A 23,943-nucleotide genomic window follows, 5' to 3' on the forward strand; every position below is an offset into this window, starting at 1 on the left:
CAGGGTCACGCGCGGTTCCCGCGGCTGGGTCGCGTGCGGTGCCCCCTTCGCCGCCGCCTTCGGGGCAGCCTGTGCCGCCCGCCGAGCCGACACAGGCCTGGCGTGCGCCGCGTGGGGGTGCGCGGGAGTCGGCCTCCGGTTCGCGGCCGGCAACACCTGCCAAGCCCGCCGCAGCGGCTGCGTCCGCCGGGCCGGCGCGAGCGACAGCCGCCGCCCCCGTCGCGCCGGCTGGGCCTCCTGGCTCTTCCGGGCCCGCCGGGCCGGCGACGGACTGGCGGGCGCTGCGCGACGCGGTCCGTGAGTCGCCGTCGGGTTCGCGGCCGGCGACACCGGCCGCGCCTGCCGCGCCTGCCGCGCCTGCGGGTCCGCCGGCCCCCGTCGCGCCGCAGCCCCCCGTCGCGCCGCAGCCCCCCGTCGCGCCGCCGGCGCCGGAGCCGACACAGGCCTGGCGTGCGCCGCGTGAGGAGGCGCGAGAGTCGACCTCGGGCTCCCGCCCGACGACGCCGGCCGAGCCGTGGCGTGAGTCGCCCTCGCGGGGGCGGCGGGCCGCGCGCGAGGATGCCGAGGCCTGGGAGGCAGTGGTCTGGGAGGCCGCCGGCACTGCACAGGGGGGCGGGGCGGGCGGGCGCCGGCGTGCGCCGGAATCCGATCAGGAGCCGCCCACCGGCGGGCGGCGGGCGGCGCAGGCGTTGCCCGAGCCGCGGCAGGGCGAGGCCGACTCGACTACCGGCGGGCGCGTTCCCCCGTCCGGTGCCGCGCGTGTTCCGGCGACGGGCGGTGGGCGCCGGCGCGCGGCCGAGCCCGACGAGCCCACCGGGTTCCGCGCCGGCCAGGGCCCGGGCCCCCGTGTTCCCGGCCCCCGTGTCCCCGAGCCCCGCGTCCCCGAGCCCCAGGTCTCCGAGTCCCGCGTCTCCAAGCCTCATGTCCCCGTGCCTCGCGTCCCGGAGTCTCGCGTCCCGGAGTCTCGTGTCCCGGAGTCTCGTGTCCCAGAGCCCCGTGTCCCAGAGCCCCGTGTCCCAGAGCCCCGTGTCCCGGAGTCCCGCGTCCCAGAGCCCCGTGTCCCGGAGTCCCGCGTCTCCGAGTCCCGCGGCGGTGGTCCTCGCGCGGGTGATCCTCGTGGTGGCGGTTCCGGGCAGCGTGGTCCCGAGTCCCGCGTGCCGGACCCGCGTGCGCAGGATGCCCGAGCGGCGGAGGTCCGGGGTGGCCGCGCCAGTGTTCCCGGTGCTGCCGGTGGCCGGCCAGGTGGCGCCGCGACGGCCGGTCCGAACGGCCCCGCCGGTGGACCCCCCGGGCACGGCCCGGGTCCCGGTCAGAGGGCGGCACCTGGCGGGCGGCCGGGGTCGCCCGGCGGCGGTCGGGTCCCCGGGGACGGGCCGCCGCCCAAGCCGTTCGTGGACCTGGCGCGGTTCGATCCCAACCCCGTGACGTACCGGGGCACCGCCAGCTCGCCGATGGCGGTCGACTGGGAGTCCACGACGCAGATCGCGCCGTTCGGGCTGTTCCAGCTGGCGCAGGCCAAGCGGGTGCGGCAGCTGCGGTTCGCGACGATCATCTTCGTGGTGCTCGCCGTGGTCGGCGCGCCGGCGGCGTTCTTCGTCATCCGGGAGCTCTCGCGCGACCCGGTGTTCGTGGAGCTCGACGACCTCAAGCTGCCCGAGTGGGCGGCCCGCAACCCGACCGACGGGGCACTGGGCAGCCGGTGGTGCATTCACGAGTGTCGATCACGACAGCGGACCTGGGAGTCGGGGCGCGGGCCGGAGGAGACCAACCGGGCGTTCGTCGCCAAGCTGCGCGACGCCGGGTGGGCCGAGTGGAAGGTCCCGGACTGCCAGACCGAGGGTGTGGACGGGATCGAGACGTGCTGGCAGCGCGACGAATACGTCCTCGACCTCTGGGTGCGCGCCGCCGTCTGCGACGTCAAGGGCGCGCGGCCGACGATCAGCCCGGCGCCCGGGCCGTCGGGCAGCAAGGCGCCGAGCGGCAAGCCGTCCACGAAGCCCGCGTCGGCTCAGCCTTCGGTGTCGCAGTCCGCGCAACCGCCCGGCGACGCCGAGTCGTCGGGGGCCGCCCCGTCGGCGATCTGCCCCCTCGCCGTGACGACGATCAAGGTCTTCAACCGGATCAGCTACGACCCGGGAGGCACGGGCCAGGGCGGCGGCCCCTGACGCCACCGCCGGGGCGGGCAGAGCCGCGCCCCAGCGAAAGCCGGCACCGCGCCCCAGCGAAAGCCGGCACCTCGGAAGCCGTCGCCGCCGGCCTTCGAAAGCCGGTGCCGTGGTTCGCGGAACCGGTGCTGCGGTTCGGGCAACGCGCCGCGGTTCGCGAAGCCGCACCGCGGCTCAGGGAACGTGCCGCGGCCCGGCGAACGGCGTTCAGAACAGCGCTCAGCAAGCGAGCGCCGGGCGAACGGTGCCGCCGCTCGCCCATCTCAGAAGGGGCTTCATGGACGGCCGCCATGGTCGAAAAGCGCACCGTGCGGCCGGTCGAAGCGCGCCGGTGCATCACGGAGGGTAGGGTTCCTCCGTTGGAATGCGCTTCCACACGGGTGAAGGTCAATGCGGGTGAAGGAGGAACGGCGTGACCGTGTCCCTGGGCGGTATCGCGGCGCTGGTGGCGTCGGGTGGGTTCTTCGTGCTCGTGCTGGTGCTCGCCGTGCCGATCCTGCGGACGCGACACACGATTGACGCGGCCACCGTGGCCATGCGCGACGCCGCCAACCAGACCACGCCGATGCTCGAGCGGGTCAACGTCACGATCGACAACGTCAACACCGCCCTGAGCCAGGTCCACACGACTCTCGACGGCGTCAACATGCAGCTGGCGCGGATCGACACGATCACCGAAAACGTGTCGCACGTCAGCGCTAATGTTGCGAACCTGTCCACGGTGGTCAGCGCCGCCGCGGCCAATCCGCTGGTGAAGGTCGCCGCGTTCGGGTACGGAGTGCGCAAGGCCGCCTCGAACCGGCGCCGCGAGGCGGACGAGGCCGAGGTGCGCGAGCAGGTCAGGCAGCGTCGCCGGCGGGGCTGACGCGCTCACCATCCATAATCGATAGAAAGGTTGAGCCATGCGGCGTCTGCTGTGGCTCGGAATCGGGCTCGCCGTCGGGGCGTTGGTGGTCCGGGCGGTCGCCAAGAAGGCCCAGGCATTCACCCCGCAGGGCATCGCGGCGTCGGCGCGTGACTCCGCCATCGGCATCGCCGCCGGCGTGCGCGAATTCGTCGAGGACGTGCGCGACGGGATGGCGGAGCGCGAGGCCGAGATCCACGCCGCGTTCGCGGATGGCTTGACCCTGGACGAAGACCTATACCCGGAAGGCCGGCAGCACGGATGAGAACCGCGGAGATCAAGCGACGTTTCCTGGCCCACTTCGAGGCCAACGGGCACACGGTGGTGCCCTCCGCACCGCTGCCCGCCGTCGATGACCCCAACCTGCTGTTCATCAACGCGGGCATGGTCCAGTTCGTGCCGTTCTTCCTCGGCCAGCGGACCCCGCCGTACAACCGCGCCACGAGCGTGCAGAAGTGCATCCGCACGCCGGACATCGACGAGGTCGGCAAGACCAGCCGGCACGGCACGTTCTTCCAGATGAACGGCAACTTCAGCTTCGGCGACTACTTCAAGGAAGGCGCCATCAAGCTGGCCTGGGAGCTGTCGACCAACCCGGTCGACAAGGGCGGCTTCGGGCTGGACCCGGACCGGATCTGGGCCACCGTGTATCTCGACGACGACGAGGCCATCGACATCTGGAAGCGCACCGGCCTGCCCGCCGAGCGCATCGTGCGCCGCGGCAAGAAGGACAACTTCTGGTCGATGGGGATCCCCGGCCCGGCCGGCCCGTGCTCCGAGCTGTATTACGACCGCGGCGCGGCCTACGGCAAGGAGGGCGGCCCCGAGGTCGACGAGGACCGCTACCTGGAGTTCTGGAACCTCGTCTTCATGCAGCACGAGATCACCAACGTTATGTCGAAGGACGTCTTCGACATCGTCGGTGACCTGCCCAACAAGAACATCGACACCGGCATGGGCCTGGAGCGCATCGCCTCCCTGCTGCAGGGCGTCGACAACCTGTACGAGATCGACGAGGTCCGGCCGGTCCTCGCCAAGGCCGCGGAGCTGACCGGCAAGCGGTACGGCCAGGCGGTCTCCCACGTCGCCGCCGAGTCGCACCCCGATGACGTGCGGCTGCGGGTCATCGCCGACCACGTGCGCACCGCGCTCATGGTGATCTCCGACGGGGTCATCCCGTCCAACGAGGGCCGCGGCTACGTGCTGCGCCGCATCCTGCGCCGTGCGATCCGCTCGATGCGCCTGCTCGGCTGGCAGGAAGGGCCGTCGCTGCCGTTGCTGCTGCCGGTCGCCCGCGACTGCATGGCGCCGTCGTATCCCGAGGTCGCCACGGAGTACGACCGGATCTCGCAGTACGCGTACGGCGAGGAGGAGCGCTTCCTGCAGACCCTCAACGCCGGCACGACGATCCTCGACCTGGCGATGACGGACACCAAGTCCAAGGGGGGCAAGGTCCTCGCCGGCGACAAGGCGTTCCAGCTGCACGACACCTACGGCTTCCCGATCGACCTGACCCTGGAGATCGCCGCCGAGCAGGGCCTGCGGGTCGACGAGGACGGCTTCCGCCGGCTCATGGCCGAGCAGAAGGCCAACGCCAAGGCCGATGCGAAGGCGCGCAAGACCGGGCACGCCGACCTTTCGGTGTACCGGGCCGCGCTGGAGGACGGCGGCCCGGTGGAGTTCACCGGATACCGCGAGATCTCCCGCGAGACCCGGGTCCGCTCCCTGCTGGGCGCCCCGGCGGCCGGCGAGGGCGAGGAGGTGTCGCTGGTCCTGGACGCCACGCCGTTCTACGCCGAGAGCGGCGGCCAGCTCGCCGACTCGGGCTTCATCACGCTCGGCGGCGGCAAGGTCGAGGTCCTCGACGTACAGTCGCCACTGCCCGGCCTGATCGTGCACCGCGCCCGGGTCGTGGCCGGCGAGGTCCGCTCCGGCGACACCGCGTTCGCCGAGATCGACGTCGACCGGCGCCGCGCGGTCTCCCGCGCCCACACCGCGACCCACCTGATCCACCAGACGATGCGCAACTTCCTCGGCGAGTCGGCGACCCAGGCGGGCTCGCTCAACGCGCCGGGCCGGCTGCGCTTCGACTTCAACACCCCGGCGGCCGTGCCGGCGAGCGTCCTGCACGACGTCGAGCAGCAGGTCAACGAGGTGCTGCTGCGCGACCTCCTCGTGCACGCGTTCATCACGTCGCAGGACGAGGCTCGCAAGATCGGCGCGATGGCCCTCTTCGGCGAGAAGTACGGCGACGAGGTCCGCGTCGTCGAGGTCGGCGACTACGCCCGCGAGCTGTGCGGCGGCACCCACGTCGAGCGCTCCTCGCAGCTCGGCCTGGTGAAGATCCTCTCGGAGTCGTCGGTCGGCTCGGGCGTGCGCCGGGTCGAGGCCCTCGTCGGCCTCGACGCCTTCGGTCACCTGGCGCGCGAGCACGTGCTGGTCTCCCGGCTGGCCGAGCTCTTCCGCGTCCCCGGCGACCAGGTCGCCGACCGCGTGGAGCAGACGGTGGCCCAGCTGCGCGACGCCGAGCGCGAGCTGGAGAAGCTGCGCACGCAGCTGGTCCTGGCGGGCGCCGGCGGCCTGGCCGACTCGGCCCGCGACGTGCGGGGCGTGGCGTTCGTCGGCACCGAGGCCCCGGAGGGCACGTCGGCCAACGAGGTGCGCACGCTGGTCCAGGAGATCCGTGGCCGCATCCCCGCCGAGCGCCCGGCCGTCGTCGCCGTGACGTCGCGCGCCGGCGGCAAGGCCTCGCTCGTCGTGGCGGTCAACGGCGCCGGGAAGTCGCGCGGCCTGTCCGCCGGCGACCTGGTGAAGGGCGCGCTGTCCGGCCGCGGGGGCGGCAACGCCGACCTGGCCCAGGGCGGCGGCGTCCCGGCCACCGAGGCCCCCAACCTGCTGCTGGCGGTCGAGAAGGCACTGTAGCGAGAAGGCCCCTCGCAGGAGGCCTGCCGTCGCGGCCCGTCCGGTGCTCCGGGCGGGCCGCTTCGTGTGTCGAATCGCGCGCCGACCTGGCCGGCGTCGCCCGACGCATATCCGAATTCTCTGGAATGTCGAGTGGGTTGTACCGCACCGGCGACGGTTGAGGTGCGCAGAGTGACGGCGGAGGCGCCGGGTGGGCGACGCGACTGTGACCACGGTGACCCCAGCCGCTAGGGTGCGCCTGTGGGGCAGGAGCAGTGGACACGGGGCCGCCGACTGGGCATCGACGTCGGTTCGGTGCGGATCGGGGTCGCCGTGTGTGATCCGGACGGGATCCTCGCCAGTCCGGTCGCGACCGTCGCGCGCGATCAGCGCACGGACAGTGACGCGACCCCATCCGACATTTCCGAAATCCTCCGTTATGCCGGTGAATACGAGGCTGTGCAGATCGTCGTCGGCCTGCCGGTCAACCTGGCCGGCAAGGAGGGCCCGGCAGCGGCTCTGATCAGGCAATACGCGGATCGGTTGGCAGAGCATGCGGCGCCGGTGCCGGTCGTGCTGACGGACGAGAGGATGTCCACGGCGGCGGCGGCACGTAGGCTGTCGGAGCGCGGGGTCCGAGGCCGGCGCCAGCGCGCGGTCGTCGATCAGGCGGCCGCGGTGGAGATCCTGCAAGGTTGGCTCGACGCCAGACGAGCCGGAGCAGTTCGTGGCTGAGCGCCAGGAGGCAGAGTGCAGATGAACGAGCTCGATCTGGCCTGGGAGGACGATGGGCGCCCGCGTCACCGTCGCCGCGCCTCCCCTCCGGCCAGGAGCAGGAAGAAGAAGGGCAGCGGCGGGAAGACCTTCCTCGCGTTCTCCATCATCCTGCTGGTCTTCGGCGGCCTGGCATTCGGAGTCTATGCCGGGATCGACCGGATCCAGGGCCTTTTCAGCGCTCCCGACTACACCGGCGGCGGCACCGGCCAGGTGACGGTCGAGGTGATCGCCGGCCAGGGCGCCGCCGACATCGGCAACACGCTGCAGGAGAAGGACGTCGTCAAGAGCGCCAAGGCGTTCGTCGAGGCGGCCAAGAGCGACGAGCGCAGCAAGAAGCTGCAGCCCGGCTTCTACAGCATGCGCAAGCAGATGAAGGCCAGCACCGCGCTGTCGCTGATGCTCGACCCGCGCAGCCGCCAGGTCAACAAGGTCACCCTGCCCGAGGGCCTGACCTGGCAGGACTCGTTCAAGAAGCTGGCCGAGGCGACGAAGCTGCCCTACGAGGACTTCGAGAAGGCCGCGAAGGACCCGAAGGCGCTCGGCGTCGGCGACGTCTGGTACACGCGCCAGGACGGCAAGCAGCGCGATCCCGGGATCGAGGGCTTCCTGTTCCCGGCCACCTACGACTTCCCGCCCAACGTCGACGCCGTCGGCGTGCTCAAGCTGATCGTCGCGCGGTTCAACCAGGAGATCGACAAGATCGGGTTCATCGACGGGGTGCAGGCCAACCTGCACATCTCGCCGTTCGAGGCTCTGGTCGCGTCGTCGATCGCGCAGGTCGAGGGGCTCGACAAGGACCAGCCGGGCATCGTGCGCGTGCTGTACAACCGCGTCTACAGCAACAAGTTCCCGTGCAACTGCCTGCAGGTGGACAGCACGGTCAACTACTACCTGCGCATCACCGGCAAGGGCGCCAAGCCCTCGACCGAGCTGCTGATGTCCGAGCTGCACAACAAGAACAATCCGTACAACACGCACGACGTGGCGGGCATGCCGATCGGGCCGATCAGCAACCCGGGCACCAGCGCGCTGAGCGCGGCCGTGAACCCGCCGAAGAGCGACTACTACTTCTTCCTGGCCATCAACACGGCCGGCGACACCGCGTATGCCAAGACGTACCCGGAGTTTCAGAAGCTGTGGGATCAGGCGCAGAAGAACGGCGTGAAGTGATGCGTGCCGCGGTGCTCGGCAAGCCGGTGAGCCACTCGCGCTCACCGGCGATCCACAACGCGGGCTATGCGGCGGCGGGGCTGACCGGCTGGGCGTACACGGCGATCGAGTGCGGCGAGGAGGACCTCGCGGGGCTGGTCGGCTCATTCGGGCCGGAGTGGGCCGGGCTGTCGCTGACCATGCCGCTCAAGGAGGTGGCGCTGAAGGTCGCGGCACTCGTCGACCCCTTCGCGGCGGCGATCGGCGCGGCCAACACGCTGGTGCGCCGGCCGTATGGCTGGCACGCGTACAACACCGATGCTCCCGGCATGGTCCGCGCACTGCTGGAGGCGGGCGTGCCGCGGACGCCGCGGCTGGCGCTGCTCGGCGCGGGCGGCACGGCCCGGGCGGCGATCGCCGCGGCGGCGAGCCTGGCCGCCGACGTGACCGTCTACACCCGGCGGCCGGAGGCGGCCGAGGAACTGCGCCCGGTCGCCGAGGCCCTCGACGTCGAGCTCACCGCGGCGCCGTGGGCCGCCGCCGTTGAGGCCGCCGCGGCGCCGGTGGTCATCTCGACGGTACCGAAGGGGGCCGCCGACCACCTGGCGGTCGCCGACTGGTCGTCCCGCCCGGTGGTCTTCGACGCGATCTACGACCCCTGGCCGACACCGCTCGCGGCGGCGGCACACGCGGCCGGATGCCCGATCGTGTCCGGCCTCGATCTGCTGCTGTGGCAGGCCGTGGACCAGTTCGAGCTCTTCACCGGGGTCAATGCGCCAGTGGGTGAGATGCGTGCGGCCCTGTCCGGGCCGGGTGCGGCCCGCGTGACAGACTGATGACGTGCTGCGTTGGTTGACTGCTGGTGAATCTCATGGCCCGGCGCTCGTCGCGATGCTGGAGGGCGTGCCCGCCGGTATCGAGCTGACGAGCGCGTCTGTGGCGGCTGATCTGGCCCGTCGGCGCCTCGGCTACGGCCGCGGTGCCCGGATGAGCTTCGAGCAGGACGTCGTCGAGTTCATCGGCGGCCTCCGGCACGGGCGCACGCTGGGCAGCCCGGTCGCGATCCGGGTCGGCAACAGCGAGTGGCCCAAGTGGGAGACGGTCATGGCGGCCGACCCGGTAGACCCGCAGGCGCTCGCCGCCCAGGCGCGCAACGCCCCGCTGACCCGGCCCCGGCCCGGCCACGCCGACCTCGCGGGCATGCAGAAGTATGGGCACACCGACGCCCGGCCGATCCTGGAGCGGGCCAGCGCGCGGGAGACCGCGGCGCGGGTCGCGGTCGGCGCGGTCGCCAAGGCGTTGCTGCGCCAGGCCCTCGGCGTGGAGATCGTCTCGCACGTGATCGAGCTCGGCTCGGTCGCCGCGAAGCCCGGGCTGCTGCCCCGCCCGGAGGACTTCGACCGGATCGACGCCGACCCGCTGCGCTGCCTCGACCCGGACGCGAGCGCGCGGATGGTCGAGGAGGTCGACGCGGCCAAGAAGGACGCCGACACGCTCGGCGGGATCGTCGAGGTCCTGGCGTATGGCGTGCCGCCGGGCCTGGGCAGCCACGTGCAGTGGGACCGCAAGCTCGACGCCCGGCTGGCCACGGCGCTCATGTCGATCCAGTCGGTCAAGGGCGTGGAGATCGGGGACGGGTTCACCCAGGCGCGCTCGCGCGGCTCCGTCGCGCACGACGAGATCGTCAACACCCCCGACGGCGTGCGACGGGTCACCGACCGGGCCGGTGGCCTGGAGGGCGGCATCACCAACGGCGAGCCGCTGCGGGTGCGGGCCGCGCTGAAGCCGATCTCCTCGCTCAACCGGGCGCTGCAGACCGTCGACGTGGCCACCGGGGAGCCGGCGACCGCGATCAACCAGCGCTCGGACGTGTGCGCGGTGCCGGCCGGCGGGGTCGTCGCCGAGGCGATGGTGGCGCTGGTGCTGGCCGAGGCCGCGCTGGAGAAGTTCGGCGGCGACTCGGTGGCGGAGATCCGCCGCAACGTCGCCGGATACCTCGACAACCTGGTGATCCGATGAGCCCGCGGGCCGTGCTCGTCGGTGCCCCCGGCGCCGGTAAGACGACGGTGGGGGAGTTGCTGGCGCAGCGGCTCGGGGTCGAGTTTCGCGACATCGACGCCGGCATCGAGGCCGCGGCCGGCAAGCCGATTCCCGAGATCTTCTTCGACGAGGGCGAGGAGCACTTCCGGGCCCTGGAGCGGGCCACGATCGCCGACGCGCTCGAGACGTTCGACGGCGTGCTCGCCCTCGGCGGCGGCGCTGTCCTGGCCGAGCAGACCCGCGAGCGGCTCGCCGGGCACACCGTGGTCTATCTCTCCGTCGAGTTCTCCGACGCGCTGTCGCGGGTCGGCCTCGGGGCCGGACGGCCGCTGCTGGCCCTGAATCCGCGGGCGACGCTCAAGCACCTGCTCGACCAGCGCCGGCCGCTCTATGAGGAGGTGGCGACCGTGACCGTCGTGACGGACGGGCGCACGCCGGAGGAGATCGCCGAGGATCTGGCGGGTCGGCTGTGAAGGACATCGAGGTAGACGGGTATTCCGTAAGGATCGGGCGCGATGTGTACGGGGCGCTGCCCGGCCTATTGAAAGGCGCCAACCAGGTGGCGGTCGTCTTCGCCGGCCCGGTCCGGGAGCACGCCCAGCGGGTGATCCAGGCGCTGGCCGGGTTCGAGGTGCTGCCCATCGAGGTTCCCGACGCCGAGGCCGGCAAGGACATCTCCGTCGCCGCCCGGTGCTGGGACGCCCTCGGCGAGGCCGCGTTCACCCGCTCCGACGCGGTCGTCGGGGTCGGCGGCGGCGCCGTCACCGACCTGGCCGGCTTCGTCGCGGCGTGCTGGCTGCGCGGGGTGCGCCTGGTGACCGTGCCGACCAGCCTGCTGGGCATGGTCGACGCCGCGGTCGGCGGCAAGACCGGCATCAACACCGCGGCCGGAAAGAACCTCGTCGGCTCCTTCTACCCGCCCGCGGGCGTGCTGTGCGACCTCGCCACCCTCGACACGCTGCCCGCCGACGATCTGCTCGCCGGGATGGCCGAGGTGGTCAAGTGCGGGTTCATCGCCGATCCGGCGATCCTGGAGCTGATCGAGGCCGACCCGGAGGCGGCGCTCGACCCGCGCGGCGCGGTCCTCGCCGAACTGGTCGAGCGCTCGGTGGCGGTCAAGGCGCGGGTGGTCTCGGCCGACCTGCGCGAGGGCGGCCTGCGCGAGATCCTCAACTACGGTCACACGCTCGGCCACGCGATCGAGCGGCACGAGCACTACGCGTGGAAGCACGGCCACGCGATCAGCGTCGGGCTGGTCTACGCCGCGGAACTGGGCCGGCTGTCCGGGCGGCTCGAGCCCGCGGTCGCCGAACGGCACCGCGCGGTGCTGGAGCGGCTCGGCCTGCCGGTGTCGTATCCGGCTGGGGCGTGGCCGCAGCTGCACGCGGCGATGCGGGTCGACAAGAAGGCCCGCGGGTCGACGCTGCGCTTCGTGGTGCTCGACGGCCTCGCCGAGCCGGGCACCCTGGCGGGCCCGGCCGACGACCTGCTGCGGGAGGCGTACGCCGCCGTCGCGGTCTGACTAGACCGTGACGGCGGCCGGGACCGAGGCCGTCACGGCGGCCGGGACCGAGGCGGTGACGGTGGGCGGGGCCGAGGCGATGACGGTGGCCGGGACAGGGGCCGGGGGGCGCAGCCGCAGGTACAGCAGGCCCGCCACCGTGCCGAAGACCGCCGCGATCACCGCCTGCGGGTAGCCGGGGGCCCCGGTCGGCAACAGGAACAGGGACAGGCCGACCGAGCCCCACACCGCCGCCCGCGGCACCTGCCGCAGGCCGGCGGCCATCGGCACGAACGCCCACAGCACGTACCACGGGTGCACCACCGGCCCGAGCAGGATGATCGAGCTCAGCGCCAGGCCCAGTCCCGCGATCGGGTTGGGCGCACGCAGCAGCGCCCAGCCCGCGAGCAGGAACCCGGCGACCGCGGCGATCGTGCGGATGATCTGCATCGGCCCGGGCCAGCCGAAGGCGGACAGCAGCATGCCGAGGTCGGTGCTGACCGACAGCCCGTTGCGGACCGAGGTCGGCGTGCGCATCGCACCGATCCAGCCCGTGCTGAGCCCCGAGGCCAGCTGCAGCCCGGCGAGCGCCGCCCCCGTGGTCAGGCCGATGCGAGCCCACGCCTTCGGGTTGAGCACCAGCACCGTCAGCAGGGCCAGCGCGGCGGGGGCCTTGATGAGCGCGGCGGCGCTGATGAGCACGGTGCCGAGCGCGGGGTGGCGGCGTACGGCGGCGTAGATCCCCGCGGTCATCAGCCCGATCATCAGCGCGTCGTTGTGCATGCCGGCCACCAGGTGCAGCAGCACCAGCGGGTTCAGGGCGCCGAACCACAGCGCCCGCTGGACCGGCACCCCGAAGCGCGCCGCGATCCCGGGCAGGCACAGCACCACCAGCGCGACGCCGGCCAGCGCGATCAGCCGGAACGCCAAGACGCCGAACACCACGTGCTCGCCGGTGAGGTTCACCACGGCGGCCGCGGTGCGCAGGAACAGCGGCCCGTACGGCGCCGGCGTGTTCTGCCAGATGTCGGGCACGTCGGCGGCGAAGTGGCCGCCGAGCGCCGACGGGCCGAACTTGTACGAGTCCAGGCCCTCGTGCACCATCGCGCCCTGGGCGAGATAGCTATACACGTCCTGGCTGAACATCGGCGGCACCAGCACGAGCGGGCCGGCCCAGCACAGCAGCGTGCGCACCAGGTCGGCCGGGCGCTGCTCGTCGAGGGTGCTTCGCAGTCGCAACCACGCGCCGCACAGCAGCGCGAGACCGACGTAGGCGCAGGCGATCGGCACCGGTGGGAAGGCGCGTAACTCACGGATCAGCGGCCAGTTCGCGAACGGGTCCCGCTGGGGAAGCGCCCCGGCGGCGAGCCCGGACAGCGCGATCGCGACTGATCCGGCGAAGCCCAGAGTACGGTTGAGGAGGTCCGGTCTTCCCACCCCGGCACGCTGGCAGAGCTAGGTGTACAGCAGGTGAACGACAGGTGAACTGAGCCCTGTTCGTCCGGTACACTGTTCCGGGCCTTTTTCTGGTTCCCGGTACAATCACCGGGCCTTTTCCCGCACCGGCGGCCAACGGCGCCGCTCGGGACCAAATCTTCCCGGTCTGCAGGCCGGCAGTGACGAAAGTGACGTCAAACCACATGGCAACCACGAACGACCTGAAGAACGGCCTGGTGCTCAACCTCGACGGTGACCTGTGGGCCGTCGTGGAGTTCCAGCATGTCAAGCCGGGCAAGGGTGGCGCGTTCGTGCGGACCACCCTCAAGAACGTGCTCTCCGGCAAGGTGGTCGACCGCACGTTCAACGCCGGGACCAAGGTCGAAACCGCGACGGTCGACAAGCGCACGATGCAGTACCTCTACGCCGACGGCGAGGACTTCGTGTTCATGGATCTGGACACGTTCGACCAGATCACCGTCCCCGGCGGCACCGTCGGCGAGGCGAGCAAGTTCCTGCTCCCCGAGGCCGAGGTGATCGTGGCCACCCACGAGGACGCGCCGCTCTACGTCGAGCTGCCGACCTCGGTGATCCTCGAGGTCACCTACACCGAGCCGGGCCTGCAGGGCGACCGCTCCACCGGCGGCACCAAGCCGGCCACGGTGGAGACCGGCGCCACGGTCAACGTGCCGTTGTTCATCTCGACCGGCGAGAAGATCAAGGTCGACACCCGCGACAGCCGTTACCTGGGCCGGGCGTGACCAGTTCCAGCGGCTCCTTCCTGGGCGGTGACGTCACCGCCCAGATGACGGCGCGGCGCAAGGCACGCAAGCGCGCCCTCGACGTGCTCTACCAGGCCGACCTGCGCGGGGAGCCGCGAGGGTCGGTGCTGGCCGCCTACGTGGCCAACCTGGAGGAGCCCCGGCCCAGCTACCTGCCGTACACGGTCCAGTTGGTCGAGGGCGTCGAGAGCCACGCGGCGCGCATCGACGAGCTGCTGTCGAGCTACGCCGAGGGCTGGACGCTGGAGCGGATGCCGGTCGTGGACCGTAACCTCGCCCGCATCGCCGTCTACGAACTGCTCTACAACGACGAGATCGACAACCCGGTGGCGATCACCGAGGCGGTCGAGCTCGCCGAGACGCTCTCCACCGACGACTCGCCGCGCTTCCTCAACGGCATCCTCGGCCGCATCGCCGACTACGCCACCTGAGCCGCACGCAGACACGCGGAAGGGCCGCGCCCGGGGGCGCGGCCCTTCCGTCTGCCCGAGATCAGCTCTGGAACAGGCTGCGCGGGTCGGTGACCAGCACGCCGTGCTCGTTGAGCCGCTCGACCAGGCCCGACGGCGACGCGTCATAGACGATCGCCAGGGCGCGCAGGTCGTCGGCGCGAATCGACAGCACGCGGCCGTTGTAGTCGCCCCGCTGCTGCTGGATCGCGCGGGCGTAGCGGGCGACGTAGGCGAGATCCTCGGCGCCGGCGTCGTAGAGGCGCTCCAGGTCGAGGACGATCTTGTTGGTGGGCTCGTGGCGCACTCCACTGCCCTCGGGCAGGAGCTCGGCGACGGGCACGCGGTAGAACTCGGCCAGCTCGGCCAGGCGAGAGACGGTGACGGCACGGTCGCCACGCTCATACGACCCGACGACGACGGCCTTCCAGCGCCCTGCCGACTTCTCCTCGACACCCTGCAGAGACAGCCCCTGCTGCTGCCGAATGGAGCGCAGGCGAGCACCAAGGGACTTGGCGTACTCAGACGGCATACGGACACTCCCAGTCACTGGCCTGAGGGGTTTCCCCAGCGATCGCTACGGAGCGTGACCGTAACTGGCTCGCGACGCGCGGTCAAGTGGGCGACACCCTTCCGTTGCCCTGGTCAGGCCGGTTGTTAGGGTAGTCCGAAGCTTGTCCAAAGTTCGACGTCCTTTAACGACCCGTCCGGTGAGGCGGGGAAGGGGGTCTGGTTTTGTCGTCTCCGACAACCGGCACTGAACTGGGAAAAACCATCCTAACGGCGGCGGATGTCGCCCGGGTGGTGGACCGGATTGCCCATCAGATCCTGGAAAAGACGTCCGGTGCGGCCGAAACGGTGCTGTTGGGCATACCTACACGTGGCGTACCGCTGGCTCGCCGCCTGGCCGCCCGGATAGCCGCTTTCGAGGGCTTCGACATTCCGGTCGGTGTGTTGGACATCACGCTGTATCGGGACGATCTACGCCTGCAGGCGACCCGTGCGGTGGGTCACACCGAGATCCCCCCGGGCGGCCTCGACGGGCGCCGCGTCATCCTCGTCGACGACGTGTTGTTCTCCGGGCGGACCGTGCGGGCCGCGCTCGACGCGCTGAAGGACCTCGGCCGCCCGCGCGCCGTCCAGCTGGCCGTCCTCGTCGACCGGGGCCACCGCGAGCTGCCGATCCGGGCGGACTACGTGGGCAAGAACATCCCGACCTCGATCGAGGAGAGCGTGCGGGTGCTGACGGCCGAGATCGACGGCACGGACTCCGTCCTGATCAAGACCAAGGGGGACCGGGCATGATCAAACATCTGCTGGGCGCGGCCGACCTCGACGCGCCCACCGCCACCCTGGTGCTGGACACCGCCGAGGAGATGGCGAGCCTGGCGGCCCGGGAGGTCAAGAAGCTGCCCACGCTGCGCGGCCGGACCGTGGTCAACCTCTTCTACGAGGACTCCACCCGCACCCGGATCTCCTTCGAGGCCGCGGCCAAGCGCCTGTCCGCCGACGTCATCAACTTCTCCGCCAAGGGCTCCAGCGTCTCCAAGGGCGAAAGCCTCAAGGACACGGCGCTCACCCTGCAGGCGATGGGCGCCGACGCCGTGGTGATCCGCCACCCGGCCAGCGGCGCGCCGCACCGGCTGGCCAACTGGGTCGACGGCAGCGTGGTCAACGCCGGCGACGGCACCCACGAGCACCCGACCCAGGCGCTGCTGGACGCCTATACGATGCGCAGCCGCCTCAAGCGCCTGGCCGGACTCAACGTCACCATCGTCGGTGACGTGCTGCACTCCCGGGTCGCCCGCTCCAACGTGCAGCTGCTGCACACGCTCGGCGCGAAGGTGACGCTCGTGGCGCCGCCCACGCTGCTGCCCGTGGGCGTGGCCGCCTGGCCGGCCGCGACCTGCTACGACCTCGACGCGGTCGTGCCGGACTCCGACGTCGTCATGATGCTGCGGGTCCAGCGGGAGCGGATGAACCAGGCGTACTTCCCGTCCGAGCGCGAGTACTCCCGCCGCTACGGCTTCGACGTGCCCCGCATGCGCCGCCTGCCGGAGCACGCGATCGTCATGCACCCCGGCCCGATGAACCGCGGCATGGAGATCTCGCCCGAGGTGGCCGACTCCGCCCGCTCCACGATCGTTGAACAGGTCGCCAACGGCGTCTCCGTGCGCATGGCGGTCCTCTACCTGCTGCTGGGAGGCAAGTCGTGAGCGAGACGAGCTTGCCGTTGCCCAGCAGCCCAGCGACCAGGAGGCAAGTCGTGAGCGAGGAGCGAGCTTGCGAGCCCCGCAGTCCACGACCAGGAGAGACAGCATGAAGATCGAGGGCACCAGCGTCGGGGAGATCACCGTCGAGGACGGCGTCATCGTCGCGATCGACCCGGCGAAGAAGGGCGACCGGATCGCGCTGCCCGGCCTCGTCGACCTGCACACCCACCTGCGCGAGCCCGGCCGCGAGGACGCCGAGACCGTCGAGTCCGGCTCCCGGGCCGCCGCGCTGGGCGGCTACACCGCGGTCTGTGCGATGGCCAACACCTCGCCGGTCGCCGACACCGCCGGCGTGGTCGAGCAGGTCTGGCGGCTGGGGCGGGAGGCCGGGCTGGTCGACGTCCAGCCGGTCGGCGCGGTCACCGTCGGCCTGGGCGGCGAGCAGCTCGCCGAGCTCGGCGCGATGGCCGACTCCGCCGCCCGGGTGCGGGTCTTCTCCGACGACGGGCACTGCGTGGCCGACCCGCGGCTCATGCGGCGGGCGCTGGAATACGTCAAGGCCTTCGACGGCGTCATCGCCCAGCACGCCGAGGAGCCGCGGCTGACCACCGGCGCGCAGATGAACGAGGGCGAGGTCGCCGCGCGCCTCGGGCTCACCGGCTGGCCGGCCGTCGCCGAGGAGGCGATCATCGCCCGGGACGTGCTGCTGGCCGGCCACGTCGGCGCCCGTCTGCACATCTGCCACGTCTCCACCGCGGGCAGCGTGGAGCTGATCCGCTGGGCGAAGTCGAAGGGCTGGCGGGTCACCGCCGAGGTCACCCCGCACCACCTGCTGCTGACCGAGGAGCGGGCTACGCAGTACGACCCGGTCTTCAAGGTCAACCCGCCGCTGCGCACCGAGGCCGACGTGCTGGCGCTGCGCGCGGGCCTGCTGGACGGCACGATCGACTGCGTCGCCACCGACCACGCCCCGCACAGCGTGGAGGACAAGGAGTGCGAGTGGGCCTACGCCCGGCCCGGCATGCTCGGCCTGGAGACGGCGCTCGCGATCGTGGTGCAGACCATGGGCCCGCGCTGGGACCGCATCGCCGAGTGGATGTCCGCGGCGCCGGCGCGCATCGCCGGGCTGTCCGGGCAGGGCGCAGCGCTCGCCGTCGGCGCGCCGGCCAACATCGCGATCTTCGACCCGGGCGTGCGCTGGACCGTGGACCCCACGGCGCTGGCCAGCCGCTCCAGGAACACCCCCTACGCCGGAATGGAGCTGCGCGGCCGCATCGATGCGACCTATCTGCGCGGCGAGCCGACGGTACTGAACGGAAAGGCGGCACGGTGAAGCCCAGAGAGGCCCTGCTCGTCCTGGAGGACGGGCGCACGTTTCAGGGGGAGGCGTTCGGCGGCATCGGAGAGGCGTTCGGCGAGGCCGTCTTCAACACCGGCATGACCGGCTACCAGGAGACGCTGACCGACCCCTCCTACCACCGCCAGGTGGTCGTGCAGACCGCGCCGCAGATCGGCAACACCGGCGTCAACGGCGAGGACGACGAGTCGGACCGGATCTGGGTCGCCGGCTACGTGGTGCGCGACCCGTCCCGCTCGTACTCCAACTGGCGCGCCACCGGCAGCCTGCAGGACCGCCTCGCCGAGCAGGGCGTGGTCGGCATCAGCGGCATCGACACCCGGGCCCTCACCCGGCATCTGCGCGAGCGCGGCGCCATGCGGGTCGGGGTGTCCAGCGTGGACGACGACCGCGAGGCGTTGCTCGAGCGGGTGCGCAGGCAGCCGGAGATGCTCGGCGCCGACCTGTCCGCCGAGGTGACGACGCCGCAGCGGTATACCGTGCCGGCGCAGGGCGAGCACCGGCTGACGGTCGCCGCGATCGACCTCGGGATCAAGCGCAACGTGCCGCGCCGGCTCGCGGCCCGGGGCGTGACCACCCACGTGCTACCCGCCTCGGCGACCCTGCAGGACGTGCGGGACCTCGCCGCGGACGCGGTCTTCTTCTCGCCCGGCCCGGGCGACCCCGCCACGGCGGACGGCCCGGTGGCCCTGGCGAAGGCCGTCCTGGCCGCCCGGATCCCGCTGTTCGGGATCTGCTTCGGCAGCCAGATCCTCGGCCGGGCGCTGGGGTTCGGCACCTACAAGCTCGGGTACGGCCACCGCGGCATCAACCAGCCGGTGCTCGACCGCACCACCGGCAAGGTCGAGGTGACCAGCCACAACCACGGCTTCGCGGTCGACGCCCCGCTCGACGGGCGGGTGCAGACCGAGTTCGGCGCGGTGGAGGTGAGCCACGTCTGCCTCAACGACAACGTTGTCGAGGGCCTGCGCTGCCTGGACGTGCCGGCCTTCACCGTGCAATACCACCCGGAGGCGGCCGCGGGGCCGCACGACGCGGACTACCTGTTCGATCGATTCGCGGAGCTGATCCAGACCAATGCCTAAGCGGACCGACATCCAGCACGTCCTCGTCATCGGCTCCGGCCCGATCGTCATCGGCCAGGCGTGCGAGTTCGACTATTCCGGCACCCAGGCCTGCCGCGTGCTGCGCGCCGAGGGCCTGCGGGTCAGCCTGGTCAACAGCAACCCGGCGACCATCATGACCGACCCCGAGTTCGCCGACGCCACCTACGTCGAGCCGATCACGCCGGAGTTCGTCGAGCAGGTCATCGCTCGCGAGCGGCCCGACGCGCTGCTCGCCACGCTGGGCGGGCAGACGGCGCTCAACACCGCCGTGGCGCTGCACGAGTCCGGCGTGCTGAGCAAGTACGGCGTGGAGCTGATCGGCGCCGACATCGACGCGATCCGTCGCGGCGAGGACCGGCAGCTGTTCAAGGACATCGTCGCCCAGGCGGGCGGCGAGACGCCGCGCTCGCGGGTCTGTCACTCCATGGAGGAGGTGCACGCGACCGTCGCCGAGCTCGGGCTGCCGGTCGTGATCCGCCCCTCGTTCACCATGGGCGGCCTCGGCTCCGGCATGGCGCACACCCCGGAGGACCTCGACCGGCTGGCCGGCGGCGGGCTGGCGGCCTCCCCGGTGCACGAGGTGCTCATCGAGGAGAGCGTGCTCGGCTGGAAGGAGTACGAGCTCGAGCTCATGCGCGACAAGCACGACAACGTCGTGGTCGTGTGCTCGATCGAGAACGTCGACGCGATGGGCGTGCACACCGGCGACTCGGTGACCGTGGCGCCGGCGATGACGCTCACCGACGTGGAGTACCAGCGGCTGCGCGACCTCGGCATCGCCGTGCTGCGCGAGGTCGGGGTCGACACCGGCGGCTGCAACATCCAGTTCGCCGTGCACCCGGGCACCGGCCGGCTCGTGGTGATCGAGATGAACCCGCGGGTGTCGCGCTCCAGCGCCCTGGCCAGCAAGGCGACCGGCTTCCCGATCGCGAAGATCGCGGCGAAGCTGGCCATCGGCTACACCCTCGACGAGATCCCCAACGACATCACCCTCAAGACGCCGGCCGCCTTCGAGCCGTCGCTGGACTACGTCGTGGTGAAGATCCCGCGGTTCGCCTTCGAGAAGTTCCCCGGCGCCGACCCCGAGCTGACCACGACGATGAAGTCGGTCGGCGAGGCGATGTCGCTGGGCCGCACGTTCGCCGAGGCCCTCGGCAAGGCGATGCGCTCGCTGGAGACGAAGGCCGCGGGCTTCTGGACGACGCCGGACAAGAGCGAGCAATCGGTCCTGTCCGATCTGCGCACTCCGCACGACGGGCGGCTCTACACCGCCGAGCTCGCCCTGCGGCAGGGGCACACGGTGGCGGAGGTCGCCGAGGCCTCCGGCTTCGATCCGTGGTTCGTCGACCAGCTCGCCGCGCTGGTGGAGCTGCGCGCCGAGATCATCGCCGCGGCCGTGCTCGACAGGGCGCTGCTGCGCCGGGCCAAGCGGGCCGGCCTGTCCGACCGGCAGATCGCCGCGCTGCGCCCGGAGTTCGCCGGCGAGGACGGCGTGCGCACGCTGCGCCACCGCCTCGGGCTGCGGCCCGTGTACAAGACCGTGGACACCTGCGCGGCCGAGTTCGCCGCCGGCACGCCGTACCACTACAGCACCTACGAGGACGAGACCGAGGTCACCCCGTCGGACCGGCCGAAGGTGATCATCCTCGGCTCCGGGCCCAACCGCATCGGCCAGGGCATCGAGTTCGACTACTCGTGCGTGCACGCGGTCATGGCGCTGCGCGGCAAGGGCTACGAGACCGTCATGGTCAACTGCAACCCGGAGACGGTCTCCACCGACTACGACACGGCCGACCGGCTGTACTTCGAGCCGCTGACGTTCGAGGACGTGCTCGAGGTCTTCCACGCCGAGGACAGCTCCGGGCGCGAGGCGGGCGGCCCCGGCGTGGTGGGCGTGATCGTGCAGCTGGGCGGGCAGACGCCGCTCGGCCTGGCCGAGCGCCTCGAGGGCGCCGGCGTGCCGATCGTGGGCACCTCGCCGGCCGCCATCGACCTCGCCGAGGACCGCGGGCTGTTCGGCCGGCTGCTGACCGAGGCCGGGCTGCGCTCGCCCGCGCACGGCACCGCGACCACGTTCCCGGAGGCGAAGCTGATCGCCGACGAGATCGGCTACCCGGTGCTCGTGCGCCCGTCGTACGTGCTCGGCGGGCGGGGCATGGAGATCGTCTACGACGAGCCGACGCTGCGCGACTACATCGGCCGCGCCACCGAGATCTCCCCGGCGCATCCGGTGCTCGTCGACCGCTTCCTCGACGACGCCATCGAGATCGACGTCGACGCGCTGTGCGACGCCACCGGCGAGGTGTACCTCGGCGGCGTGATGGAGCACATCGAGGAGGCCGGCATCCACTCCGGCGACTCCTCGTGCGCGTTGCCGCCGATCACGCTGGCCGCGGTACACCTGGCGGAGGTGCGCCGCTACACCGTGGCCATCGCCCGCGGGATCGGGGTGCGTGGCCTGCTCAACGTGCAGTACGCGCTGAAGGACGACGTGCTGTACGTGCTGGAGGCCAACCCGCGCGCCTCCCGCACGGTGCCGTTCGTGTCGAAGGCGACGGCGGTACCGCTGGCCAAGGCCGCCGCCCGCATCGCGCTCGGCGCCACCATCGCCGAACTGCGCGCGGAGGGGCTGCTGCCGGCCGAGGGCGACGGCGGCGCGCTGCCCGAGCACGCGCCGATCGCGGTCAAGGAGGCGGTGCTGCCCTTCAAGCGGTTCCGCACCGCCGAGGGCAAGGGCGTGGACAACCTGCTCGGCCCGGAGATGAAGTCCACGGGCGAGGTGATGGGCATCGACCCGTCCTTCGGGCACGCGTTCGCCAAGTCACAGGCGGCCGCCTACGGCTCCCTGCCGACCTCCGGCACGGTGCTGGTGACCGTCGCCAACCGGGACAAGCGCGGGATCGTGTTCCCGGTCAAGCGCCTCGCCGACCTCGGCTTCGCGATCGTGGCCACGGCCGGCACCGGGGAGGTGCTGCGCCGCTACGGCGTGGCCTGCGAGATCGTGCCCAAGCACTTCGAGGGGGACGGTGACCGTGACGCGGTCTCGCTCATCGCCTCGGGCGCGGTCGACCTCGTCATCAACACGCCGCAGGGCTCCAGTGGCCGCCAGGACGGCTACGAGATCCGCAGCGCGGCCGTGGTGAGCGACACCCCGTGCATCACGACCCTGCCGGGCGCGGCGGCGGCCGTGATGGGCATCGAGGCACTCATCCGGGGCGAGATGTCGGTGCGGCCGCTGCAGGAGCTGCACGCGGCCCTGCGGGAAGCCAGGTGAGCCTCTACGAGCGGGTGATCCGCCCGGTCCTGTTCCGGTTCGGCGGTGGTGACGCCGAGTCGGTGCACGAGCGGACCCTGCGAATGCTGGCGCGGGTGCCCCGGGCGCGCCGAGCGTACAGCCCGCCCGGGGCGGGCCGCACGGTGTTCGGGGTCGACTTCCCCAACCCGGTCGGCCTCGCCGCCGGCATGGACAAGGACGGCCGGGCGCTGGGCGCCTGGCCGCGGCTCGGCTTCGGCTTCGTCGAGGTCGGCACCGTCACCCGGCACGCCCAGCCGGGCAACGAGCGGCCGCGGCTGTTCCGCCTGCCCGAGCACGAGGCGATCGTCAACCGCATGGGGTTCAACAACGCCGGCGCCGCCGCGCTCGCGGCCCGGCTGCGCGCCTCCATCGACGCGCATGGACCGCTGCCGGTGCCACTGGGCATCAGCCTGGGTAAATCGAAGGTGACCCCGCTGACCGGCGCCGTCGAGGACTACGTGCACAGCTTCCGGCTGCTGCACGGCCTGGGCTCCTACTTCGCCGTCAACGTCAGCTCGCCGAACACGCCCGGTCTGCGCGAGCTGCAGGACAAGGCACACCTGTCGGCCCTGCTGGGCGCGCTGCGCGCCGAGGCGCAGGCGCTGGGCGGGCAGGCGCCGATCCTGGTGAAGGTCGCGCCCGACCTCACCGACTCGGCGTTGGGCGAACTGCTCGACGTCTGCCTCCGCCTGGGCGTGGCCGGGCTCATCGCGACCAACACCACCATCGGGCGCCCCGGGGTGGACACGGGCGAGGCCGGCGGGCTCAGCGGCCGGCCGCTCGCCCCGCGGGCGCTGGAGGTCGTGCGGTTCGTGGCCAAGGAGAGCGGGCTGCCGGTGATCGGCGTGGGCGGGATCACCCGGCCGGAGGACGCGCAGCGCATGTTCGAGGCGGGCGCCGCGCTGGTCCAGCTGTACACCGGCCTCATCTACCACGGCCCCGGCCTCGTCCGGGCCGTCGCAGCGACGAGGAGCATGTCGTGACCGAACCGTTCGGGGCCCGCCTGCGGGCCGCCATGGACTCGCTGGGGCCGCTGTGCGTGGGCATCGACCCCCACCCGTCCCTGCTGGCCTCCTGGGGCCTCTCCGACGACGTCGATGGCCTGGAACGGTTCGGTCGTACGGTGGCAGAGGCCCTGGCCGGACGGGTCGCGGCGGTCAAGCCCCAGTCCGCCTTCTTCGAGCGTTTCGGCTCCAGGGGCATCGCGGTCCTCGAGTCGGTTATCCGACAGTTGAGGGAGGCCGGAAGCCTGGTGATCCTGGACGTCAAGCGGGGCGACATCGGGTCAACGGCCGCCGCGTACGCCGACGCCTACCTCGATCCGGCCGCCCCGCTGTGCGCCGACGCGATCACGGTGAGCCCATACCTCGGCTTCGGCTCGCTGCGCCCGATCATCGACAAAGCCCAGCAGAACGGGCTCGGGGCGTTCGTCCTGGCGCTCACCTCCAATCCCGAGGGCGCGGCCGTCCAGCGGGCCGTCGCGGCCGACGGGCGGACCGTCGCGCAGACCATCATTGACGAGATTTCGCAGGTCAACGCGGGTGCTAGCCCTATGGGGAGCGTCGGTGTGGTGATCGGGGCGACCGTCGGGCCGACCGGGCACGAGCTGATCAACCTCAATGGACCGATCCTCGCGCCGGGTCTCGGCGCACAGGGCGGGCGGGCCGAGGATCTTCGCGACGTCTTCGGCGCCGCGATCGGGTGGGTCCTGCCGTCGTGGTCCCGGGAGGTCCTCGCGGCGGGTCCGGATTTGGCCGCGTTGCGCGCCGCCGCGGACCGCGCGCGTGAATCCTGTGCGTCCGCAATTGCGATCACTGCGTAATCGTCGAATCTTCACAAGCTGTCGATCTTGTCATCCCACGTTGCC

At 72.0% G+C, this 23,943-nt stretch carries 21 protein-coding genes; 19 read left to right on the top strand and 2 right to left on the bottom strand.

All coding sequences use genetic code 11. From position 1 onward, the window contains the following. Nucleotides 1-1,421: 1,421 nt before the first annotated feature. The 10 genes from AB0367_RS25885 (at nt 1,422) to aroB (ending at nt 11,458) form a co-directional block, all read left to right on the top strand. The gene (locus AB0367_RS25885; protein ID WP_366228998.1) at nt 1,422-2,165 is read left to right on the top strand and encodes a hypothetical protein; all 744 of its coding nucleotides are present in this window, start codon (nt 1,422-1,424) and stop codon (nt 2,163-2,165) included. A gap of 418 nt (nt 2,166-2,583) precedes the next feature. Further along, on the top strand, nt 2,584-3,030 hold the full coding sequence (locus tag AB0367_RS25890; RefSeq protein WP_366229034.1) for a DUF948 domain-containing protein: 447 nt from the start codon (nt 2,584-2,586) through the stop codon (nt 3,028-3,030). Nucleotides 3,031-3,067: 37 nt separating this feature from the next. Then, on the top strand, nt 3,068-3,334 hold the full coding sequence (locus AB0367_RS25895; RefSeq protein WP_366229000.1) for a hypothetical protein: 267 nt from the start codon (nt 3,068-3,070) through the stop codon (nt 3,332-3,334). Next, nucleotides 3,331-5,991: an alanine--tRNA ligase gene (alaS, locus tag AB0367_RS25900; RefSeq protein WP_366229001.1), complete on the top strand. Its 2,661-nt coding sequence runs from the start codon at nt 3,331-3,333 to the stop codon at nt 5,989-5,991. Before AB0367_RS25895 ends, alaS begins: the two co-directional genes overlap by 4 nt. 240 nt (nt 5,992-6,231) lie before the next feature. Continuing rightward, nucleotides 6,232-6,705, top strand: a complete 474-nt coding sequence (ruvX, locus tag AB0367_RS25905) for a Holliday junction resolvase RuvX (RefSeq protein ID WP_366229002.1) — start codon at nt 6,232-6,234, stop codon at nt 6,703-6,705. A gap of 21 nt (nt 6,706-6,726) precedes the next feature. Continuing rightward, nucleotides 6,727-7,917 (top strand): endolytic transglycosylase MltG, encoded by a 1,191-nt coding sequence (gene mltG, locus AB0367_RS25910; RefSeq protein ID WP_366229003.1) that lies wholly within the window; start codon nt 6,727-6,729, stop codon nt 7,915-7,917. Next, entirely contained in the window at nt 7,917-8,732 is an 816-nt protein-coding gene (locus tag AB0367_RS25915) for a shikimate dehydrogenase (RefSeq protein WP_366229004.1), read from the top strand. The genes mltG and AB0367_RS25915 overlap by 1 nt, the downstream gene beginning before the upstream one ends. 4 nt (nt 8,733-8,736) lie before the next feature. Further along, nucleotides 8,737-9,915, top strand: a complete 1,179-nt coding sequence (aroC, locus tag AB0367_RS25920; protein WP_366229005.1) for a chorismate synthase — start codon at nt 8,737-8,739, stop codon at nt 9,913-9,915. Continuing rightward, a complete protein-coding gene (locus AB0367_RS25925; RefSeq protein ID WP_366229007.1) occupies nt 9,912-10,409 on the top strand; it encodes a shikimate kinase in 498 nt (165 codons plus the stop codon). Before aroC ends, AB0367_RS25925 begins: the two co-directional genes overlap by 4 nt. Further along, nucleotides 10,406-11,458, top strand: coding sequence for a 3-dehydroquinate synthase (gene aroB / locus AB0367_RS25930; RefSeq protein WP_366229008.1), 1,053 nt, complete (start codon nt 10,406-10,408; stop codon nt 11,456-11,458). The genes AB0367_RS25925 and aroB overlap by 4 nt, the downstream gene beginning before the upstream one ends. Here aroB and mptB read toward each other — a convergent pair whose 3' ends face one another. Beyond that, a complete protein-coding gene (mptB, locus tag AB0367_RS25935) occupies nt 11,459-12,874 on the bottom strand; it encodes a polyprenol phosphomannose-dependent alpha 1,6 mannosyltransferase MptB (RefSeq protein ID WP_366229009.1) in 1,416 nt (471 codons plus the stop codon). 203 nt (nt 12,875-13,077) lie between these two features. Here mptB and efp point away from each other — a divergent pair, with 203 nt between their 5' ends. Then, a complete protein-coding gene (gene efp, locus AB0367_RS25940) occupies nt 13,078-13,635 on the top strand; it encodes an elongation factor P (protein ID WP_366229010.1) in 558 nt (185 codons plus the stop codon). A gap of 44 nt (nt 13,636-13,679) precedes the next feature. Continuing rightward, nucleotides 13,680-14,087, top strand: a complete 408-nt coding sequence (gene nusB / locus AB0367_RS25945) for a transcription antitermination factor NusB (protein WP_366229035.1) — start codon at nt 13,680-13,682, stop codon at nt 14,085-14,087. A 61-nt stretch (nt 14,088-14,148) separates the two neighbouring features. Here the strand turns inward: nusB and AB0367_RS25950 are convergent, their stop codons facing one another. Further along, nucleotides 14,149-14,637: a transcriptional regulator gene (locus AB0367_RS25950; RefSeq protein ID WP_033356835.1), complete on the bottom strand. Its 489-nt coding sequence runs from the start codon at nt 14,635-14,637 to the stop codon at nt 14,149-14,151. A 197-nt stretch (nt 14,638-14,834) separates the two neighbouring features. Between AB0367_RS25950 and pyrR the strand changes: the two genes are divergently transcribed. The 7 genes from pyrR (at nt 14,835) to pyrF (ending at nt 23,898) form a co-directional block, all read left to right on the top strand. Continuing rightward, nucleotides 14,835-15,410, top strand: coding sequence for a bifunctional pyr operon transcriptional regulator/uracil phosphoribosyltransferase PyrR (pyrR, locus tag AB0367_RS25955; protein ID WP_366229036.1), 576 nt, complete (start codon nt 14,835-14,837; stop codon nt 15,408-15,410). Further along, the gene (locus AB0367_RS25960; RefSeq protein ID WP_366229011.1) at nt 15,407-16,321 is read left to right on the top strand and encodes an aspartate carbamoyltransferase catalytic subunit; all 915 of its coding nucleotides are present in this window, start codon (nt 15,407-15,409) and stop codon (nt 16,319-16,321) included. The genes pyrR and AB0367_RS25960 overlap by 4 nt, the downstream gene beginning before the upstream one ends. 103 nt (nt 16,322-16,424) lie before the next feature. After that, nucleotides 16,425-17,651, top strand: a complete 1,227-nt coding sequence (locus AB0367_RS25965; RefSeq protein ID WP_366229012.1) for a dihydroorotase — start codon at nt 16,425-16,427, stop codon at nt 17,649-17,651. Next, nucleotides 17,648-18,760: a glutamine-hydrolyzing carbamoyl-phosphate synthase small subunit gene (gene carA, locus AB0367_RS25970; RefSeq protein ID WP_366229013.1), complete on the top strand. Its 1,113-nt coding sequence runs from the start codon at nt 17,648-17,650 to the stop codon at nt 18,758-18,760. Before AB0367_RS25965 ends, carA begins: the two co-directional genes overlap by 4 nt. Continuing rightward, nucleotides 18,753-22,055 (top strand): carbamoyl-phosphate synthase large subunit, encoded by a 3,303-nt coding sequence (gene carB, locus AB0367_RS25975; RefSeq protein WP_366229014.1) that lies wholly within the window; start codon nt 18,753-18,755, stop codon nt 22,053-22,055. Before carA ends, carB begins: the two co-directional genes overlap by 8 nt. Continuing rightward, on the top strand, nt 22,052-23,059 hold the full coding sequence (locus tag AB0367_RS25980) for a quinone-dependent dihydroorotate dehydrogenase (protein WP_366229015.1): 1,008 nt from the start codon (nt 22,052-22,054) through the stop codon (nt 23,057-23,059). Before carB ends, AB0367_RS25980 begins: the two co-directional genes overlap by 4 nt. After that, nucleotides 23,056-23,898 (top strand): orotidine-5'-phosphate decarboxylase, encoded by an 843-nt coding sequence (pyrF, locus tag AB0367_RS25985; RefSeq protein WP_366229016.1) that lies wholly within the window; start codon nt 23,056-23,058, stop codon nt 23,896-23,898. Before AB0367_RS25980 ends, pyrF begins: the two co-directional genes overlap by 4 nt. The last annotated feature ends 45 nt before the right edge of the window (nt 23,899-23,943 follow it).

The sequence above is a fragment of the Dactylosporangium sp. NPDC051484 genome (genome assembly GCF_040689395.1).
Taxonomy (GTDB): Bacteria; Actinomycetota; Actinomycetes; order Mycobacteriales; family Micromonosporaceae; genus Dactylosporangium.

What these genes read in the sequence shown, in the direction of transcription:
- AB0367_RS25895 (WP_366229000.1), top strand. Translation starts at nt 3,068, where the DNA reads ATGCGGCGTCTGCTGTGGCTCGGAATCGGGCTCGCCGTCGGGGCGTTG.
- carB (WP_366229014.1), top strand. Translation starts at nt 18,753, where the DNA reads ATGCCTAAGCGGACCGACATCCAGCACGTCCTCGTCATCGGCTCCGGC.
- AB0367_RS25925 (WP_366229007.1), top strand. Translation starts at nt 9,912, where the DNA reads ATGAGCCCGCGGGCCGTGCTCGTCGGTGCCCCCGGCGCCGGTAAGACG.
- efp (WP_366229010.1), top strand. Translation starts at nt 13,078, where the DNA reads ATGGCAACCACGAACGACCTGAAGAACGGCCTGGTGCTCAACCTCGAC.
- mltG (WP_366229003.1), top strand. Translation starts at nt 6,727, where the DNA reads ATGAACGAGCTCGATCTGGCCTGGGAGGACGATGGGCGCCCGCGTCAC.
- nusB (WP_366229035.1), top strand. Translation starts at nt 13,680, where the DNA reads ATGACGGCGCGGCGCAAGGCACGCAAGCGCGCCCTCGACGTGCTCTAC.
- AB0367_RS25950 (WP_033356835.1), bottom strand. Translation starts at nt 14,637, where the DNA reads ATGCCGTCTGAGTACGCCAAGTCCCTTGGTGCTCGCCTGCGCTCCATT.
- alaS (WP_366229001.1), top strand. Translation starts at nt 3,331, where the DNA reads ATGAGAACCGCGGAGATCAAGCGACGTTTCCTGGCCCACTTCGAGGCC.
- AB0367_RS25915 (WP_366229004.1), top strand. Translation starts at nt 7,917, where the DNA reads ATGCGTGCCGCGGTGCTCGGCAAGCCGGTGAGCCACTCGCGCTCACCG.
- AB0367_RS25965 (WP_366229012.1), top strand. Translation starts at nt 16,425, where the DNA reads ATGAAGATCGAGGGCACCAGCGTCGGGGAGATCACCGTCGAGGACGGC.
- AB0367_RS25960 (WP_366229011.1), top strand. Translation starts at nt 15,407, where the DNA reads ATGATCAAACATCTGCTGGGCGCGGCCGACCTCGACGCGCCCACCGCC.